Genomic DNA, 16992 nt, shown 5'->3' on the forward strand with positions numbered 1-16992 from the left:
GCCCCAGCGGCGCCCCCGCTCCGCCCGACGTCAGCATCGTGCGCCTGCACGGCGAAGCCTGCTGGTGGTGCGGCGCAGCACTCGGCGACCTCCACGCCGCCGGGACCGTCACCACGCCCCTACAGGAGGGCGGCTTCCGCCAGTGGTTCATCGTCGCCTGCGACGCACACCGGGACCGGAGGGCCACGTGAGCACCGAAGCGAGCGCCGGCACGGCGGAGATCCAGCGCACCATCACGGCCGCGCTGTCGATGCGGCACGGCCGCACCTCCATGCCCGCACTCACCGACCTCGACCGGCAGCTGCGCGAGCACGTCGCCCGCCTGCTGCCCGAAGCGGAGAAGACCGTCGACGGCCTGTGGCGCGGCTCGATCGACTGGTACCGCCAGGCCAGCATCCTCGACGCCATCCGCGAACATACCCGGCCTCTGCCCGCCTCGCCGCTGTCCGCCCTGGCCGACATCGAGCAGCGCGCCCGGCACTGCCAGTGGCTGCTCGACCAGCACGCACCGCCGGGGTGACTCACCCGGGGTGTAGATCGGGCGCATATGGGGACTCGGATCACACCCTGGCATATGCGCTTGGGGGATAGTTTACTGTTGCATGAACATCGGCTCGGGCCCCCAACCGGGCCGTCAAAAGGCGATGACCCATCTGTCCGTGGGGAGGACGAGATCCGCCACCTCAACCACCGCACCCCGCTCATCCAGCCGGGTGCGCTCCAGCAGCAAGGCGAGCGTACCGACAGCCAGGCCCAGCAGGGCGGCCTCCTCACGGCCCATCGGCCGCACCTGCGCCGTACAGCGGAACGACGCGTGGCGCCGGGCAGCGCCGCGCCGCCAGGTCGTCACCAGCATCGCCGGCCGCCCGTCGGGATCCAGTAGCTCGGCACGCTCGCGGCGTAGCGGCGTACCCGGCGATACGCCGAGACGTTCCGCCAGTCCGTTGGTAGCGCGGACCGAGGCGTGCTCGACGTCACCGTGACCGTGCGGCCACTCGGCGTCCGGGTCGGTCAGGGTGCGCACGGCTACAGGGTGCGCCACGGTCAGCCGCCGACGGGGCTCTCCGTCGAGGAGGCCCTCCGTGCGGAGTAGCTCGACGGCCCGGTAGGCAGCGCCAAGGCCTACCTCGTAGTCAGCGGCGATCGTGCGGACCGAGGGGAAGGTGCTGCCGGGTGGGTAGGTGCCGTCGGCCATGCGCTGCCGCAGCAGCGCGGCGAGGCGGCGGTGCGGCACGTCCATGGGGGTCCCTGCGGCGAACGATCTTGCGGATGGTCACCGTAGGAGAACCTGCAGAATCTGCTACGTAACAGATACTGTCGGGAGATCGACGCGAGATTCCGCCGCACTGGCCTGCTGTCGCACGACTGAGACGCCTGCGCTAAATTCGAATGAATGTTCACTCGGAAGAGTGAAGAACTGCTGATCAGTACATCCGTTGACCAGGGAAAGCGATCGACACCCTCAGGCGTGCCGGGGCATCCAGGTGGCCCCCTCGATCTCCGGCACAGGCGAGCCCCCTCCACTCTGCGGAGGGGGCTCGCTGGCATTCTGCCCCTCAGTAGGCACGCCCGCTGCCCCAATCACAGCCAACTGTTCGCCCTGACGCCCCTCTCCCGCGTGGGAGAAAAATGGGAGACGATCATGCAGTCGAAACCCGGCGGTACGCACAAGCAACCCAGAGCAATCACCAACACACGAGGTGAATGAGCCGCGTATCAAGGAGATCGCCGAGGCCGTAGACCGCGACAGTTCCATCTACACGATCTTCGAAGGGACGAGCGAGATCCAGCGGCTGGTCATCGCCCGGACGGTGGCGGGAGTGCCGATCCGCTAGCGGACGCCGCCCGCCGCTCCGCGGCGCTTCCGAGGAGGCGCGGACCCGGCCGAGCCGGTCCGGCCGGGTCTCCGCCACCCGGGCGTTGGTCTCGGGCCCGGGGGTTCACGATGCCGCTCGGGCACTGGTCAGCGTGACCGGCAGCTTCGTCGCGGCGCACCGCGAACTCGCGGAGCGCCGGGAGCCCTCCGGGCCGGCAGAACCCGACGCCATACAGGAGCGCCTCGCCGACAGCAGGGCGGATGTGCACGCCCGCCTCAGCGACTTCTCCGCCGCCTGCCGCGACGTCCTGCTGCGCGACAACAACGGCTGAACCGCGGCGCTGTTGCCCGCTCAGGCAGCGGCGTCCTGTCGCGGCACGACCTTGAACACGTCACCGTGCGCGGCGTACACCACGTGCACATCCTCACCGGCGGCGCGCAGTACCTCCACCACCGCGTCCAGCATCGGCAGCGACCGGGCGCTGCCCGCGGGCAGCTGGCGCGGTAACGACACGGCGGGCACGCGAAGCGGTTCCTGAACGACGTTCATGACATCAGCCCCATCTCGGCACGGAATATCCCCCGTCGGCACCACCGCGCCGTCGGCTCAGCCAGCTTGCGACACGGCGATGAACAGAAGCTCAACGCCGCGTCAGGCGGCGTCAATCCGGCCCGGCCCGGCCGTCCGCCTCCCCCTCAGCAGCGGCGATCCCACCAGGGCAGGTCATCCGGCAGGTGCGGGTCGTGAAGTGTACGGGAGAGGAAAATGTGATCCAGGGGCTCGACGAGGGCGCGGAGTTGGCGCGCGCTGCGGCGAGGGAGGGCGTGCAGCGCGAGTTCCAGTTCCGTGCGCCCGTGCCCGCCGTCGCAGCAGCAGGGGCAGCCGAACGGTGTCGTATCAGTCGGATAACGGCCCGGCAGTCGTACTTGCTGCCGCCAGCTCTTCAGGGCCTTGGCCAGGACTCCGGGCGCCAGGCGTGTCTGTTCGAACCTGCGGACATCGAGCTGGGCGGCGGCGTCGAGGCCGTCGACCACCGTGAAAGCGGTGGGCCGCCGGAGCGCCAGGCCGTCCCGGACCTGGGCTGGGCGCCTACGCGCCATGGGCCTTCCGCACCGGGCGCGGGTGCCGGCCGGTGGATATGTGTGGGATGTGCATGAGGGGATCTTCGCACGGAGGCGAACGACCGGGCACCCGAATTCCCGGCCGCTGTCCGGCCTGGTCACGTGGTGGGCGCCGGGCCCGCCTCCGGTGCCAGGGCGGCCGCGACCGCGCGTACGTACGCCTCCGGGTTGTCCAGCATGATGTTGTGCCCGCAGTCGGGCACCGGCACGACCCGTACGCCCGCCGCCGCCAGTGCGCCGGCACCGGGCAGCGGGCCGTCGGCCGCGGGCAGCAGGAACGTACGCGGAATCGCCAGCTTCATCAGCAGCTCCCGCATGACCGGCTCGCTGCCCCGGGCGAGGTGGACCGCGCTGCGGTGCAGCGCCTCCAGACCGGCCAGCCGCATCGTGGACCACCAGTGCGCGCCCGCGGCGTCCCGTATCCGCTCCCAGCCGCCCGCGAGGAACTCCTCCTCGCAGAGCGCGGCGATGCCGCCGCTGCCCGAGGCGCCGCGCCGCGGCTCGATCCGGTCGAGGTTGGCGTCCACGAGGACGAGTCGCGCCACCAGATCCGGGTGACGGACGGCGAGCACGATCGCCACTGAGCCGCCCATGCTGTGGCCGACCACGTCCGCCGCGCGCACACCGGCGGCGCGCAGCGCCTCGGCGACCGCGTCGGCGTGCGCCTCCAGGGTGTACGGGAAGCCGGTGGGCCGGTCGCTGATGCCGAAGCCGAGCAGGTCCAGGAGGAGGGAGCGGCGGCCCGCCAGGAGCGGGTGCGCGGCGGTCTCGGTGAAGTAGGCGGGGGAGGTGGCGCCGAGGCCGTGCAGGTAGACCCGGGTCGGTTCCGCGCCCGGCAGTTCGGCCCAGCGGATACGGTCGCCCCCGGCGTCACCACGGCGTTGCGCACGGTCGTCCCTCCAACTCGTCGGATGTGGGCTGCGGGCCCGAGGCGGTCGCGGACGCGGGCCGCCCGGGGCGCGTCGCGGCGCGACCGGGGCCCGGGCACACCTTCTCAGGCCCGGGAATTCGCTGGCGAGGCGGGTGCTGACGGCTCATCATGGGCGGTGATGCAGCCCACGACGGAAATCCTGGTCCTGTGCGGCGCCGCCGGGGTCGGCAAGTCCACGACGGCGTACGAGGTGTCCCACCAGCTCGGCCGCGCCGACGTCCCGCACGCCCTGATCGACACCGACCAACTGGACCAGGTGCACCCCTGGCCGCCGCCCGGTCTCGGGCCGGGCGAGCTGTCCCGCCGCAACCTCGCCGCGCTCTGGGCCAACCTGGCCGCGGTCGGCCACACCCGGCTGATCCTGACGGGGGTGTTCGTCACGCTGGAACGGGAGGTGGCGTGGATCGCCGACGCCGTGCCGGACGCCGGCATCACCTCCGTACGGCTGACCGCCGACGTGCCCACCCTGGAGCGCCGGGTCCGCGGCCGGGAGATCGGGTCCGGGACGGCGGACCAGCTCGCCCGTACGCTCCGTCAGCACGCGGACCTCGCGCGCCCGGAGCCGCCGGGCACGTGGGTGATCGACACCACCGGACGGTCGGTGGTGTCGGTGGCGTCCGAGGTGATCGGGGTGTGGCTCGGCGGGGGAGCGGGCCGGGACGGGGCCGACGAGCGGCTCGGTGGCGCCGCCTTGTGAGGCCGTAGGGATCAGAGTCCCGCGCGCTCCATGAAGAGGGCGCGCAGGTGCGCCAGGCTCCGCTCGGCCAGGGGGCGCAGGGCGGGGGCCGCGGCCAGGGCATCGGCCCGCAGCCGGGCCGTGGCGCCGGGGCCGAGGGCGTCCGTGGCCTTGGTGGCGAAAGCCGGTTCGGTGAGCCACGTGTCCAAAAGACCGGGCGTGACCTCCAGGTGGAACTGGATGCCCCAGGCAGCCGGGCCGGCGCGGAACGCCTGGCACTCGGTGGTGCCCGTACGGGCCAGGACGCGGGTGCCGGGGGCGGGCACGATGCGGTCGTCGTGCCAGTGAAGTACGGCCGGGGCGTCGGCCAGCGGGCCGACGAACGGGTCGGCGCGGTCCACGTCGACCAGCGCGGACCAGCCGATCTCGCTCTCCCGGCCGAGTTCGGCACCGGTCCGTACGGCCAGGCCCTGGGCGCGGGCGAGGAGCTGGGCGCCGAGGCACACGCCCAGCGTCGGGACGCCGGCCCGCAGCGCGTCGACCAGGAGGTCCCGCTCCACCTTCAGCACCGGGTGCTCCGTGGTGTCGTCGGCGTTCATGGGGCCGCCCAAGACGACCAGCCCTGCCAGGTCGGACAGCGGCGGCAGGTCGTCCGCCGAGGCGCCCGGCATGTCGATCAGATTGCGGATGTCGACGTGCAGGCCGCTGCCGTCCAGGGCGTCCAGGATCAGGCCGGGCTTCTCGACCTCTATGTGCTGGAGCATCAGGACGGTGCGCGGGGGCATGGGGCGGTCTCCTCCGTGGGGGCGGCAAAGCGACAACAGGGGGATGAGCAGCTTAACGTGCCTGGTCAGGGCCGTGCCGCGGCGTATGGGCCGACGCCCTCGGGCCTGTCTCGGCCGCGCCTCCGCCCTCTTCGACGCACCGGCCTGCCGGGGTTCTTCTCCGTACGGCGATCCCTTGACGGCGGGAAGAACGCGCTCTACTTTCGTCGTTACTTCCGCAGAGTAAAACAAGTATTCCACTATGCGGAAAGAGCCCAGCTCGCGCTTCCGCCCCGGGCCGGAGCGCGATCCCGACCGGCCGACGCAGGAGTACTCGATGCCTCGAATGACCGCCGCCCGTGCGGCTGTGGAGATCCTCAAGCGCGAGGGCGTGACCGACGCGTTCGGTGTGCCGGGCGCGGCGATCAACCCGTTCTACGCGGCGCTGCGGGCCGGGGGCGGCATCCACCACACGCTCGCCCGCCACGTCGAGGGCGCCTCCCACATGGCCGAGGGCTACACCCGCGCCCGCCCCGGCAACATCGGCGTCTGCATCGGTACGTCCGGGCCCGCCGGCACCGACATGATCACCGGCCTGTACTCCGCGACCGGCGACTCGATCCCGATCCTGTGCATCACCGGCCAGGCGCCGACCGCGGTGATCCACAAGGAGGACTTCCAGGCCGTCGACATCGCCTCGATCGCCGCCCCGGTCACCAAGGCGGCCACCACCGTCCTGGAGGCCGCCCAGGTCCCCGGCGTCTTCCAGCAGGCGTTCCACCTGATGCGCTCCGGGCGGCCCGGACCGGTCCTGATCGACCTGCCGATCGACGTGCAGATGACGGAGATCGAGTTCGACCCGGAGACGTACGAGCCGCTGCCGGTGCACCGGCCGAAGGCGACGCGCAAGCAGGTCGAGAAGGCCCTCGCCATGCTGAACGCCGCCGAGCGCCCGCTGCTCGTCGCGGGCGGCGGCATCATCAACGCCGACGCCTCGGACCTGCTCGTCGAGTTCGCCGAGCTGACCGGCGTCCCCGTCATCCCCACCCTGATGGGCTGGGGCACCCTCCCCGACGACCACCGCCTCAACGCCGGCATGGTGGGCCTGCAGACCTCGCACCGCTACGGCAACGCGACTTTCCTGGAGTCCGACTTCGTCCTCGGCATCGGCAACCGCTGGGCCAACCGGCACACCGGCAAGCTGGACGTCTACACCCAGGGCCGCACCTTCGTGCACGTCGACATCGAGCCCACCCAGATCGGCAGGATATTCGCCCCGGACTACGGCATCGCCTCCGACGCCAAGGCCGCGCTGGAACTGTTCGTCGAGGTCGCCAAGGAGCTGAAGGCCGCGGGCGAACTGCCCGACCGCGGCGAGTGGGCCGCCTCGGCCCAGCAGCGCAAGGCCACGCTCCAGCGCCGTACGCACTTCGACGACGTGCCGCTCAAGCCGCAGCGGGTGTACGAGGAGATGAACCGCGCCTTCGGGCCCGAGACCCGCTACGTCACCACCATCGGCCTCTCGCAGATCGCCGGCGCCCAGATGCTGCACGTCTACAAGCCGCGTCACTGGATCAACTGCGGCCAGGCCGGGCCGCTGGGCTGGACCATCCCGGCCGCGCTGGGCGTCGCCACCGCCGACCCCGACGGCAGCGTGGTCGCGCTCTCCGGCGACTACGACTTCCAGTTCATGCTGGAGGAGCTGGCGGTCGGCGCCCAGCACCGCATCCCGTACGTGCACGTGCTGGTGAACAACTCCTACCTGGGCCTGATCCGCCAGGCGCAGCGCAACTTCGCCATGGACTACCAGGTCACCCTGGAGTTCGAGAACATCAACACCCCCGAACTCGGCGTCTACGGCGTGGACCACGTCAAGGTCGCCGAGGGGCTGGGCTGCAAGGCGATCCGCGTCACCGAGCCGGACCAGCTGCTGCCCGCCTTCGAGGAGGCCAAGAAGCTGGCCGCCGAGCACCGGGTCCCGGTGGTCGTCGAGGCGATCCTGGAGCGGGTCACCAACATCGCGATGAGCGGCACCGACATCGGCAGCGTCAACGAGTTCGAGGACCTGGCCACCGAGCCAGGCCACGCGCCGACCGCCGTCGTGCCGATGAGCTGAGCCGGGCCGGGTGGAGCAGGTGGGGGCGGGGGCCCTCGCCCACCACCTCCCGACCGCTCTGCTTCCGCATTCCGTTCCATGGAAGACCCCGCTTCAGGCAAGACCCCGCTTCACGCAAGACCCCGCTTCACGAAAGGACGGCCCGGCATGGGCTTCTCGGACGCGCGTTTCAACGTCAACCTGTCGATCCTGTTCACCGAACTGCCGCTGCTGGAACGCCCGGCGGCGGCCGCGGCCGCCGGGTTCGGCGCGGTGGAGCTGTGGTGGCCGTGGGCGGACGCCCCGGTGCCCGCGCAGCGGGAGCTGGACGCGCTGCGCGGGGCGTTGCGTGCTGCGGGCACGCAGCTGGTCGGGCTGAACTTCTATGCCGGGCAGCTGCCCGGTCCCGACCGCGGCGCCCTGTCGATTCCGGGGCGGGAGTCCGAGCGGTTCCGGGCCAATGTGGAGGTGGCCGCGGACTTCGCGCAGTCGCTGGGCTGCACCGCGCTCAACGCCCTGTACGGCAACCGGGTGCAGGGCGTGGACCCGGCCGCCCAGGACGCGCTGGCGCTGGAGAACCTGACGCTGGCCGCGCGCGCCGCACACCGCATCGGGGCCACCCTGCTGATCGAGGCGCTCAACGCGCCCGAGTCGCCCGCGTGCCCGCTCGTCTCCGCGCCCAGGGCCGTCGAGGTGGTGGACGCGGTCAACGCCGCCACCGGCCTGGACAACGCCCGCTTCCTGATGGACCTCTACCACCTGGCCAGGAACGGCGAGGACCTGGCAGAGGTCATCGACCGCTACACCCCCGGACCGGACACGTGCAGATCGCCGACAGCCCCGGCCGCGGCGCCCCCGGCACCGGCACCCTGCCCCTCGAAGACCTCCTGGAGCGGCTGCACACCAACGGCTACACCGGCTTCACCGGCCTGGAGTACACACCCGGTGACCGGCCCTCCGCCCAGTCCTTCGCCTGGCTGCCCCGCCCCCTGCGCGCCGCCACCGCCGCCCCCTGACACCCCCGTCTCCCGAAAGGCACCGCACATGAGCACTCTTTCGAAAATCGCCTGGATCGGGCTGGGCATCATGGGCGCGCCCATGGCCGAGAACCTGCTCAGGGCCGGCTACCCGGTCACCGGCCACACCCTCGAACCAGCCAAGCTCGACCGGCTGGCCGCCGCCGGCGGCACCCCCGCCGCCTCGGTCGCCGAGGCGGTCCGGGAAGCGGACGTCATCGTCACCATGGTGCCCGCCTCCCCGCAGGTCGAGGCCGTCGCCTACGGCCCCGACGGCATCCTGGCCAACGCCCGGCGCGGCGCGCTGCTGATCGACATGTCCTCGATCACCCCGCAGACCTCCCGCGACCTGGCCGCCGCCGCGGCCGAGCGCGGGATCCGGGTGCTGGACGCCCCGGTCTCCGGCGGCGAGGCCGGCGCCGTCGAGGCGGTCCTGTCCATCATGGCCGGCGGGGCCCGGGAGGACTTCGACGCCGCCTGCCCGCTCTTCGAGGCCCTGGGCACGACCATCGTGCACTGCGGCCCGCACGGCGCCGGACAGACCGTCAAGGCCGCCAACCAGCTCATCGTCGCGGTCAACCTCCAGGCCTGCGCCGAAGCCGTCGTCTTCCTGGAGAAGTCCGGCGTCGACCTCGCCGCCGCCCTCGACGTCCTGGGCGGCGGCCTGGCCGGCTCCACCGTCCTGACCCGCAAGAAGAACAACTTCCTGAAACGCGACTTCACGCCCGGCTTCCGCATCGACCTGCACCACAAGGACATGGGCATCGTCACCGACGCCGCCCGCGCCGTCGGCGCCGCCCTGCCCACCGGCACCCTCGTCGCCTCCCTGGTCGCCGCCCTGCGCGCCCAGGGCGACGGCAACCTCGACCACTCCGCCCTCCTGCGCGGCGTCGAACGCCTCTCCGGCCACACCACCGGCTGACACCGCGCCCGTACCGGACGACGCCTGCCCGAGCCACCGCCGCGACCAGCAGCCCGCGGCGGTGGCTCAGGCGTCCGCGGGCCAGTCGTCGCCCGCGATGCGGGCGTGCAGGTGCTCGTCGTGCCAGCCGTCGGCGTGCAACAGCGCGCTGCGCAGGGTGCCTTCCAGCCGGAAGCCCGCCTTGGCCGCCACCCGGCAGGACGCCGGGTTGGCCACGGAGTGGCTGAGCCGCAACCGGTGCAGGCCGAGATCCTCCAGGGCCCATCGGCTGATCCGTACGGTCGCCGACGCCGCGAGCCCGCGCCCGCGTCCGGCCGGGAGCAGCCAGTAGAGGAACTCCGCGCTGCCGCCCCTGAGGTCCAGGTCCGCGAGTCCGGCCAGTCCCACCGCTGCGCCGTCCGCGCCGTCCGCGACGGCCCAGACGGCGGCCTGCTCGTCGTGCCACCGCTGATGCCAGTGCGCGATCTTGGCCCGCGCGCCCTCCGCCGAGACCTGCGCGGGCCGGTTCCATTGCCGGATGTCCGGGTCCTGGCAGGCGGCGACCAGTGCGTGCGCGTCGGTGGGCCGCCACGGGCGTAACTCGGCGTCCGCGGTGAGCCCGAGGGTGGGCTGATCGCTGTCCCGCATACGACCGGCGGGTACCACGGGAGGTATCGGGGACGGTGTGGAAGCGGCCGTGGAAGGAACCGCGGCAGGCGTGGTGGCGTAAGTCATGGGTGGATCTTGCCAGCGGCCGTGCGGGAGCGGCGTCCTGGGTACCACGCGACCACCAGCGCCCCGCCCGCCACGACCACCGCGGCCAGTACGAGCATCGCGGCATCGAGCGACCCGGTGAAGGCGTCCAGCACCGCGTCCCGCAGGCCGCTGCCCGCGGGGCCGGACGCGCTCAGTTCCCGTTCCGCCGCGGCCACGGTCGTCGGCGGATGCGGGCCGCGCAGTACGGCGGGCAGGCGGGCGGTGAAGAGGGCGGTGACGATGCTGCCGCTGATCGCGATGCCCAGCGCGCTGCCCAACTCGCGGGCCAGGCTCTGCAGTCCGGAGCCGGTTCCGGCCCGGTCCGGCGGCAGCGCCGACATCATGCCGTGCGAGAGCAGGGGGTGGCCAGGCCGCAGCCGGCCGCGGTCAGTGTGACACCGGTGGCGTAGAGGACGTACGGGGTGCGCGCGCTCACCGTCGACACGGTGGCCAGGCCCGCCGCAAGTACCAGCAGCCCCGTACCCACGGTGGCCCGGCCGCCCAGCCGCCGCTCCAGTGCCATCGCACAGCGCGGGGCCAGCAGAAGCGCGGCCGCCATCGGCAGCAGGCGGATGCCCGCACCCAGCGGCGAATGGCCTTGCGCGTACTGGAGGTACTGGCCGTTGACGTAGAACAGGCCGAACATGCCGACGAAAGCGAGCGCCAGACCGAGCGCTCCCGCCCGCACGACCGGCAGGGCGAAGAGCCGCGGGTCCAGCATCGGCTGCGGCCGCCGGAGTTCGTACCGCACCCAGCAGGTCAGCAGTACGGCGGCGAAGGCGAACCCGCCCACCGTCCGTCCCCCAGCCAGCCCGACTCCGGCCCGGAGACGATGCCCGCCAGCAGGGCCAGGAAGCCGGCGGTCAGCAGGGCCGCCGAGAGCGGAGAGACCGGACGGCCGTGGCGTACGGCGGCCGGAACGCAGACGGCGATCAGGACGAGGGCCAGGAGGGCCGGCGGGACGACGCACAGGAACAGGGCCCGCCAGGAACCGGTCTGGAGAGCCGCGCCGCCCCCGACATTGCCCAGCACCGCCGCCAGCCCCGTCATCGACGCCCACACCGCCACCAGCCGGGGCCGGCGCTCCGGCGCCGCGTCCGCCACCAGCAGGGCCAGCGTCGTCGGCAGTACGGCGGCGGCACCGGCTCCGGAGAGCATCCGGCCGGCGATCACCACCGCGATGCCGGGCGCGACGGCGCACAGCGCGGACCCCGCCGTGAACAGCGCCATCCCGCCCAGCAGGGTGCCCTTGCGGCCCAGCCGGTCCGCGAGCGCGCCCGCCGGGACGAGCAGGCAGGCGAAGAACACCACGTACCCGTCCACGACCCACACCACCGCCTCGGCGGACGGATGCAGCGCGCTGCGGGACAGCGACGGGATGGCGAGGTTGACGGCGGACACCATGCCGACGACGAGGGTGACGCACAGGCACAGCACGGCGATGTTGAGGCGGGTCGGGCCGGTGGCGGCGGCGTTCGCGGCGCGGGGGAAGCGGTACGGGAGGTGGGTGCGGCGCGGGTCATCGGTCGTCACCTGCCGGGCCGGAACCGTTGTACTCCGTCGGGGCGGACCCGTGCTTCCCCTCAAGGCCGGAACCGGCGGGCGGGCTGCCGGGCGCACCGGTGTCCCGGCCCAGCTCCGCGCGGAACGCCAGCCGGTCGCCCCGTACGCGCAGGAACTCCAGGTCGACGGGGCGCCCGTCCGGCAGCCGGGTGAGCCGTTCGACGGTGAACACCGCCTGCCCCGGCGGGGTTCCGAGCAGGGCCGAGGTGCCGGGGTCCGCGTTGACCGCGTGCACGGTCACGCTCGCCGAGCCCAGCGGGCCGCCGACCGACTCCTCGATCAGGCCGAACAGGTCCCGGCCCGCCAGGTCAGCGTCCAGCAACGGCCGTCCGATGTCGGTGGTCAGGTAGGTCAGGTCCAGTGACAGCGGGTCCTCGCCGAGGCGGCGCAGCCGCTCGATGTACACCACCTGTCCGTCCTCCGGGACGCACAGCTTGCGTGCCACCTCACGGGGCGGCCGGACCACGTCCGCGACCCGTACCTCGTTGCTGATCCGCCCGTACGCCGACAGGGTCTCGGCCAGTCCGGTCAGCCGCTCCAGCGTGTGCTCGTACGTACGGTGCCGGATCACCGTGCCCACGCCCTGCCGCCGTTCCACCACGCCCTCGTCGCGCAGGACACCCAGCGCCTCGCGGACGGTGTTCCGCGAGGCGCCGTGGTCGGCGACCAGGCTCCGCTCGTCCGGCAGGACGCCGGAGGGAAAGGCGCCGGAGGCGATCTGCCGGCGCAGCACCTCCGCGACCTGCCGGGCCCGGTCCGCGCGGGACCGGGTGCGGGGGCCTGCCGGAGCGGCGGTCGGGTCGGACGGCGACGCGGTCATGGGATCTCCGCAACTCGGCTCGGGGTACGCCGGGCGGCAGGGTGCCAGGCGCCCGCCCAACCTAGGGTCCGCACATTTCCCCGAAGTTACGCCACCCGCGCTGACCTGGGACGACGCTGGGACATGCGAGTTTGTGCGCCGTGTCGGGGGGTTCCGCCACCCGGGGCGGCGCGCTCGTGGGGATACGGCTTCTCCCGTATGCCGGAAGGGTTGTTCCGTGTCGCGGGCTCCTTTATCGTCGGCCCGCCCGGCCCAGGGCGGCGGGAAACCGGCTACGGAGGAGAGCGCGTTGGCGAACCAGGCAGGGCGGGAGCGGTCGGGGGACGAGGGCGCGCGGGCGGCGGACGAAGGGCCGCGCCCGGAGGAGGGCCGGGGGAGCCAGAAGGAGCGGCCGGGTCGGGAAAACCCTCAGGGCCGGGAGGCGGGAACGGGGCGCAGGTCCTTCCTGACGCACGCCGGGCTGACCGGGGCGGGCGGGCTGCTGGCGGCGACCGCGGGGACGGCGACCGCGGCGGCGGGTCCCGCGTCGGCCGCCGCCCCCGCACTGCGCCCCGAGCACTTCGAAGGCGACGAACTCCTCCTCGTACCGGAAGCGTTGCTGCTGCCCGGAGGGCCCGTCAGGGACCATGCCGTACGCGTGGCCGACGGAATCTTCCGGGAGGTCGGGCCCGCGCGCAAGCTGATCGGCACCCACCGTCGCCTGACCCCGGTACACCTCGGACGCACGCTGCTGATGCCGGGATTCGTGGACGCGCACCACCATCTGACGCAGAGTTTCGGCAAGGCGCAGGCGTTCGGGCAGCCGTCGGAGATCTTCAAGACGGTCTGGGAGCCCTTGGAACGCGCGCTCGACGAGGAGAGCGCCTACCTGGCGGCGAAACTGGCCGCGCTGGAAGCGCTGCGCGGCGGGTTCACCACCGTCGCCGACGCCGGGACCCGCGCGCCCGTCGACGTCGCGGTCCTGGCGCAGGCCACTCAGGATGCCGGTGTCCGCTGCGTGCTGGGCCGGGTGTGCTCGGACGGCAAGGGCGGCGAACGGCACCTCGCCCGCTGGGACGGATCCCGGCTGGTGCACCCCTCGCTGGCGATCCCCGTGCCGGAGGACGCCGCCGACGCCGGGGTACTGCGGCGCACGGCACGGCTGTGCGCCGAAGCGGGCGCCGTCTTCCAGGTGCACGTCAACGAACACCTCGCCTCCGTCGAACGCTCCCTCAAGAGCGTCGGCCGGCGCCCGGTGGAACACCTCCACCACGTCGGCGCCCTCGGACCGCACACGCTCGGCGCCCACGCCACCCTGCTCACCCCCGGCGAACTCCGCCTGCTGGCCGACACGGGCACGGCCGTCAGCTACAACCCCGTCGCCAGCGCGTGGAAGGGCAACGGCGTCGCGCAGGCCGGGACGATGGCCGCCATGGGGGTGCGCTTCGGCACCGGCACGGACGGCACCCGCGGCGACGGGTTCCGGCTGGTGGACGCCGCGGAAACCGCGCAACGGCTGGCGTTCGGCCTGGAGAGCGGCGACTCGGTGTGCGGCGCCGGGCGGCTGTGGCTGGAGCACGCGACCTCGCGCGGCGCCGACGCGCTCGGCCTCGGCCGGGTCACCGGCGAGATCACGCCCGGCAAGGCGGCGGACTTCCTCGTCGTGGACCTCGACGTACCGGAGCTGACGCCGTCGTGGGACCTGAGCTGGGAGCTGGTACGGCTCGCGGGCCGCGACCAGATCCGCGCGGTCGTGGTCGGCGGCCGCCTGCGGCTGTGGGAGGGCCGGCCGCCCCACTGGGACGGCGCCGCACTGGTACGGCGGGCCGCCGAGGTGGGGCGCGAGGTCGTGCGGCGGGCGGGCATCCGGCGTGTGGAACCGGTGCCCTCGGCGTCGTAGCGCGCGCCGCGGGAGTGCGCCGGGGGCCCGTCCGCGTACGTACAGCGCGCGCACCAGCCGGTACGCAGCGCGCGCCGCACACCCGCGTAGCCGTACGCAGCGCGCCGCGTACGCGGAGAGCCCCGGTTCTCAGTCCTCCGCCACCCTTGACGGTCGGTCCTTAGCCTTCCGCCGCCCCCGATGGCAGGCCCCCGGCGGCCGGCCCCGTTGGCTAGCTTCCCGTCGGCCGGCCCAGGACCCGCAGGCCGCGCAGGCGGTTCAGGGCCGCGGCCACCTCGTGGCGGCGCGGCAGCGCGAAGTCCTCGTCGCGGACGGCCAGGAGGCGGTGCGCGCCGTCCTCCAGGTCGCCGTCGAGCAGGTCGAGCGCCTCGGCCAGGGTGCGCTTCCCGTCCACGTGTCCGCGCCGCACCATCAGTTCGAGGGCCAGCCCGATGCCCACCACCTGGCGCGCGTCCGCGATCTGTTCGACGGCCCGCAGGTCGATGTCGTGCTCGCCGAAGGTCAGCCCGTCGTCGCCGCGCGCCCGGATACGGGAGCGGCCGCGTACGGACGTGTCGAGCGAACCGGGGTCCGGGCGGCGGTGGGCGACGCCGGGGAAGGCGTCCGCCTCGGCGGTCCGGCCGGTCGGCACCGCCGCCAGCCGGCGTGCCTGCTCGGTGACGTCGGACGGCCGGTACGCGTCCATCATGACCACCTGGTCCGCGACCTCCATGTAGTCGCCGGACCCGCCCATCACCAGCACGGTCGAGACCCCGTGGTCGCGGTGCAGGGAGCGGACGAGGTCCACGAACGGCGTCAGCGGCTCCCGCTCCTTGGCGACCAGCGCCTGCATCCGCGCGTCCCGGATCATCAGGTTGGTGGCCGCGGTGTCCTCGTCGATGAGCAGAGCCCGCGCGCCCGCCTCGACGGCCTCGCACAGGGAGGCGGCCTGCGACGTGGAGCCGGAGGCGTTGTCCGTGCAGAAGTCGGTGGTGTCCGCGCCGCTCGGCAGATGGTCGACAAAGGCGTGCACGTCCACCCGCTCGACCCGGCGGCCGTCCTCGGAGCGGATCTTGACGGTGTCGGGCCGGGCCGCCACGCGCTCGCGGCCGTCCCCCGGAACGTGGTCCCACACGCCCGTCTCCAGGGCCCGCAGCAGCGTCGACTTGCCGTGGAAGCCGCCACCGACGATCAGGGTGACGCCTTCGCGTACGCCCATGCCGGTGACCGTCCCCGCGTGCGGCAGGTCGACCGAGACCCGCAGCTCCTCCGGAGAGGTGAACGGGACGACTCCGTCACCGGCCGCCGGGCGGTCGTCCACGCCGCTGCGCCGCGGCAGCACCGCGCCGTCGGCCACGAACGCGACCAGGCCGAGGCCGGGCAGCGCGGCGCGCAGGGCGGCCGAGTCCTCGACGGTGTCGGCGAAGGCCCGTACGTCGTCGGCGTCCAGCGCCGCGTACCGCAGCGCGCGCTCGGCGACCCTCGGCAGCAGACCGCACAGGACGTGCTCCGCGGCGTGCCCGTCGATGCGGCGGCCGTGCCCCGGCAGGTCGACGCCCAGGCGCAGTGTCACCGAGCCGTCCCGCGCGTCGACCAGGCAGGAACTGCGCTCCAGCACCTCCTGGCCGCCGGCGTCCACCCGCAGCGCCCGGTGGTCCGCCGCCTCGGCGGCCCGCCGCGCCAGATAGCTCGCCAAGGCCCGCCGCCGGACCGGCGACTCCCACAGATCGGCGGGGAACCCGGCCTCCTCGGCCGGTACGCGCAGGGCGACCCGTGCGGGCGGCGCGTACGGGTCGGACTGTCCGCGGATCACCTCCAGGGTGAAGCCGGGCATGGACCAGCTGCCGAGGAGCGCCTTGTATCTGCCGTACGAGGCGCCGTCCATCCGGCGCAGTTCCCCGGCCAGTCCGTCCCGTACCCCTTGCGGGCGGTCGGCCGGCGACCAGTCCTGTGGACGGCCGTGGCCACGGGGCTGCCCGCGGTCCCGGCCGTGTGCGCGTCCGCGGTCGTGGTCCCGGCCTTGAGGGCGTGGCACAGCGCCTGCACCTTTCTCGTCGTGTCTCGTCGTGTCGTACGGTCACCGGCGGTCCACCGGCCCGACGGCCGACGATACCCAGACCGGCCCCGCGCCGTCGCACGCGGACGCGTGACCGGCCACGGCGGGGCGCACCCGTCCGCGGCCGGTCACGGTCACCGGTCCCGCGCGTCCCGGCCGTCAGCCGGACGGGCGGCCGCAGACCGACCAGGGGCGAGCCGCCGCACGCGCAGATCACGGACGTGGCGATGAGCAGCCGGCCGGAGCAGTCGACGACCGGGGCGGTGAAGGTGCGCGGCTCCGAGGCCCCGCACCGGCGGCACGCCGCCGTCGGCGCCGCGCTCACCGTCGCCGTCCCGTCCCGCCGCGCACGGCGGCCGGCGTGCGCGCCGATGCCACGAGCAGGACCCAGAGGGAGCCCTGCGGGACGGGGAAACCGGTGGGGGAGGGCGTCACCAGGCTGACGCCCACGACGAGCACCGCCACGAAGGCGATGCCCGTACAGCGAAGGGCTATCCTGAAGTCGACGGACATGAGATCGCCTTGTGGGGAACACGAGGTTTTCCGAGTTCGGCAGAAGGCCGTTCCCCGCTTCCCGCCAGAAGCACCAGGGAGCGGCCTCTTCGCGTGCCGGTGGCG

The 16992-nt window shown here is 73.5% G+C and carries 19 protein-coding genes and 2 pseudogenes; 9 read left to right on the forward strand and 12 right to left on the reverse strand.

What is annotated here, in order from left to right; genetic code table 11:
• Positions 1-38: 38 nt before the first annotated feature.
• Positions 39-191: a hypothetical protein gene (locus ACEXOX_RS40630; protein ID WP_406525695.1), complete on the forward strand. Its 153-nt coding sequence runs from the start codon at positions 39-41 to the stop codon at positions 189-191.
• Positions 188-520 carry a DUF6415 family natural product biosynthesis protein gene (locus tag ACEXOX_RS40635; RefSeq protein WP_406525696.1) on the forward strand — a complete coding sequence of 111 codons (333 nt, stop codon included), beginning with the start codon at positions 188-190 and terminating at the stop codon, positions 518-520. The genes ACEXOX_RS40630 and ACEXOX_RS40635 overlap by 4 nt, the downstream gene beginning before the upstream one ends.
• A 114-nt stretch (positions 521-634) precedes the next feature.
• Here ACEXOX_RS40635 and ACEXOX_RS40640 read toward each other — a convergent pair whose 3' ends face one another.
• Complete coding sequence (locus ACEXOX_RS40640; RefSeq protein ID WP_406525697.1) at positions 635-1240, reverse strand: UTRA domain-containing protein; 606 nt, start codon at positions 1238-1240, stop codon at positions 635-637.
• A 502-nt stretch (positions 1241-1742) separates the two neighbouring features.
• Here ACEXOX_RS40640 and ACEXOX_RS40645 point away from each other — a divergent pair.
• Together ACEXOX_RS40645 and ACEXOX_RS40650 are read left to right on the forward strand one after the other, a co-directional pair.
• Positions 1743-1835, forward strand: a pseudogene (locus ACEXOX_RS40645) (acyl-CoA dehydrogenase family protein); the annotation flags it as partial.
• Positions 1836-1968: 133 nt separating this feature from the next.
• Entirely contained in the window at positions 1969-2148 is a 180-nt protein-coding gene (locus ACEXOX_RS40650; RefSeq protein ID WP_406525698.1) for a hypothetical protein, read from the forward strand.
• A gap of 20 nt (positions 2149-2168) precedes the next feature.
• Here ACEXOX_RS40650 and ACEXOX_RS40655 read toward each other — a convergent pair whose 3' ends face one another.
• From ACEXOX_RS40655 to ACEXOX_RS40665, 3 genes are all read right to left on the reverse strand, one after another.
• Positions 2169-2366 (reverse strand): hypothetical protein, encoded by a 198-nt coding sequence (locus ACEXOX_RS40655; RefSeq protein WP_406525699.1) that lies wholly within the window; start codon positions 2364-2366, stop codon positions 2169-2171.
• Between the two features lie 146 nt (positions 2367-2512).
• Positions 2513-2917 (reverse strand): hypothetical protein, encoded by a 405-nt coding sequence (locus ACEXOX_RS40660; protein ID WP_406525700.1) that lies wholly within the window; start codon positions 2915-2917, stop codon positions 2513-2515.
• Positions 2918-3036: 119 nt separating this feature from the next.
• A complete protein-coding gene (locus ACEXOX_RS40665) occupies positions 3037-3936 on the reverse strand; it encodes an alpha/beta fold hydrolase (protein WP_406526631.1) in 900 nt (299 codons plus the stop codon).
• A 51-nt stretch (positions 3937-3987) separates the two neighbouring features.
• Here ACEXOX_RS40665 and ACEXOX_RS40670 point away from each other — a divergent pair, with 51 nt between their 5' ends.
• Positions 3988-4566 carry a hypothetical protein gene (locus ACEXOX_RS40670; RefSeq protein ID WP_406525701.1) on the forward strand — a complete coding sequence of 193 codons (579 nt, stop codon included), beginning with the start codon at positions 3988-3990 and terminating at the stop codon, positions 4564-4566.
• Between the two features lie 11 nt (positions 4567-4577).
• On the opposite strand, the gene ACEXOX_RS40675 is transcribed toward ACEXOX_RS40670, so the two are convergent.
• A complete protein-coding gene (locus tag ACEXOX_RS40675) occupies positions 4578-5330 on the reverse strand; it encodes a type 1 glutamine amidotransferase (RefSeq protein WP_406525702.1) in 753 nt (250 codons plus the stop codon).
• Positions 5331-5646: 316 nt separating this feature from the next.
• Here ACEXOX_RS40675 and gcl point away from each other — a divergent pair, with 316 nt between their 5' ends.
• From gcl to ACEXOX_RS40690, 3 genes and pseudogenes are all read left to right on the forward strand, one after another.
• Positions 5647-7425, forward strand: a complete 1779-nt coding sequence (gene gcl, locus ACEXOX_RS40680) for a glyoxylate carboligase (RefSeq protein ID WP_406525703.1) — start codon at positions 5647-5649, stop codon at positions 7423-7425.
• 147 nt (positions 7426-7572) lie between these two features.
• Positions 7573-8420 (forward strand): annotated as a pseudogene (locus tag ACEXOX_RS40685) (TIM barrel protein).
• 28 nt (positions 8421-8448) lie between these two features.
• Complete coding sequence (locus ACEXOX_RS40690; RefSeq protein WP_406525704.1) at positions 8449-9342, forward strand: 2-hydroxy-3-oxopropionate reductase; 894 nt, start codon at positions 8449-8451, stop codon at positions 9340-9342.
• A 66-nt stretch (positions 9343-9408) separates the two neighbouring features.
• Here ACEXOX_RS40690 and ACEXOX_RS40695 read toward each other — a convergent pair whose 3' ends face one another.
• The 5 genes from ACEXOX_RS40695 to ACEXOX_RS40715 all read right to left on the reverse strand — a co-directional run bounded on the left by ACEXOX_RS40695 (position 9409) and on the right by ACEXOX_RS40715 (position 12460).
• On the reverse strand, positions 9409-9969 hold the full coding sequence (locus tag ACEXOX_RS40695; RefSeq protein ID WP_406525705.1) for a GNAT family N-acetyltransferase: 561 nt from the start codon (positions 9967-9969) through the stop codon (positions 9409-9411).
• 83 nt (positions 9970-10052) lie between these two features.
• Positions 10053-10421, reverse strand: a complete 369-nt coding sequence (locus tag ACEXOX_RS40700) for a hypothetical protein (RefSeq protein WP_406525706.1) — start codon at positions 10419-10421, stop codon at positions 10053-10055.
• Entirely contained in the window at positions 10418-10870 is a 453-nt protein-coding gene (locus tag ACEXOX_RS40705) for a hypothetical protein (RefSeq protein ID WP_406525707.1), read from the reverse strand. The genes ACEXOX_RS40700 and ACEXOX_RS40705 overlap by 4 nt, the downstream gene beginning before the upstream one ends.
• A complete protein-coding gene (locus tag ACEXOX_RS40710) occupies positions 10837-11610 on the reverse strand; it encodes an MFS transporter (RefSeq protein ID WP_406525708.1) in 774 nt (257 codons plus the stop codon). The genes ACEXOX_RS40705 and ACEXOX_RS40710 overlap by 34 nt, the downstream gene beginning before the upstream one ends.
• A complete protein-coding gene (locus tag ACEXOX_RS40715) occupies positions 11597-12460 on the reverse strand; it encodes a GntR family transcriptional regulator (RefSeq protein WP_406525709.1) in 864 nt (287 codons plus the stop codon). The genes ACEXOX_RS40710 and ACEXOX_RS40715 overlap by 14 nt, the downstream gene beginning before the upstream one ends.
• A gap of 544 nt (positions 12461-13004) precedes the next feature.
• Between ACEXOX_RS40715 and ACEXOX_RS40720 the strand changes: the two genes are divergently transcribed.
• On the forward strand, positions 13005-14339 hold the full coding sequence (locus tag ACEXOX_RS40720; protein ID WP_406526632.1) for an amidohydrolase family protein: 1335 nt from the start codon (positions 13005-13007) through the stop codon (positions 14337-14339).
• A 211-nt stretch (positions 14340-14550) separates the two neighbouring features.
• Here ACEXOX_RS40720 and ACEXOX_RS40725 read toward each other — a convergent pair whose 3' ends face one another.
• Positions 14551-16353: an ABC-ATPase domain-containing protein gene (locus ACEXOX_RS40725; RefSeq protein WP_406525710.1), complete on the reverse strand. Its 1803-nt coding sequence runs from the start codon at positions 16351-16353 to the stop codon at positions 14551-14553.
• A 342-nt stretch (positions 16354-16695) separates the two neighbouring features.
• Positions 16696-16887 carry a hypothetical protein gene (locus ACEXOX_RS40730; RefSeq protein ID WP_406525711.1) on the reverse strand — a complete coding sequence of 64 codons (192 nt, stop codon included), beginning with the start codon at positions 16885-16887 and terminating at the stop codon, positions 16696-16698.
• Between the last annotated feature and the right edge of the window lie 105 nt (positions 16888-16992).

Origin of the sequence: Streptomyces sp. Ac-502, from assembly GCF_045222935.1 — a bacterium.
Lineage (GTDB): Bacteria > Actinomycetota > Actinomycetes > Streptomycetales > Streptomycetaceae > Streptomyces > Streptomyces monomycini.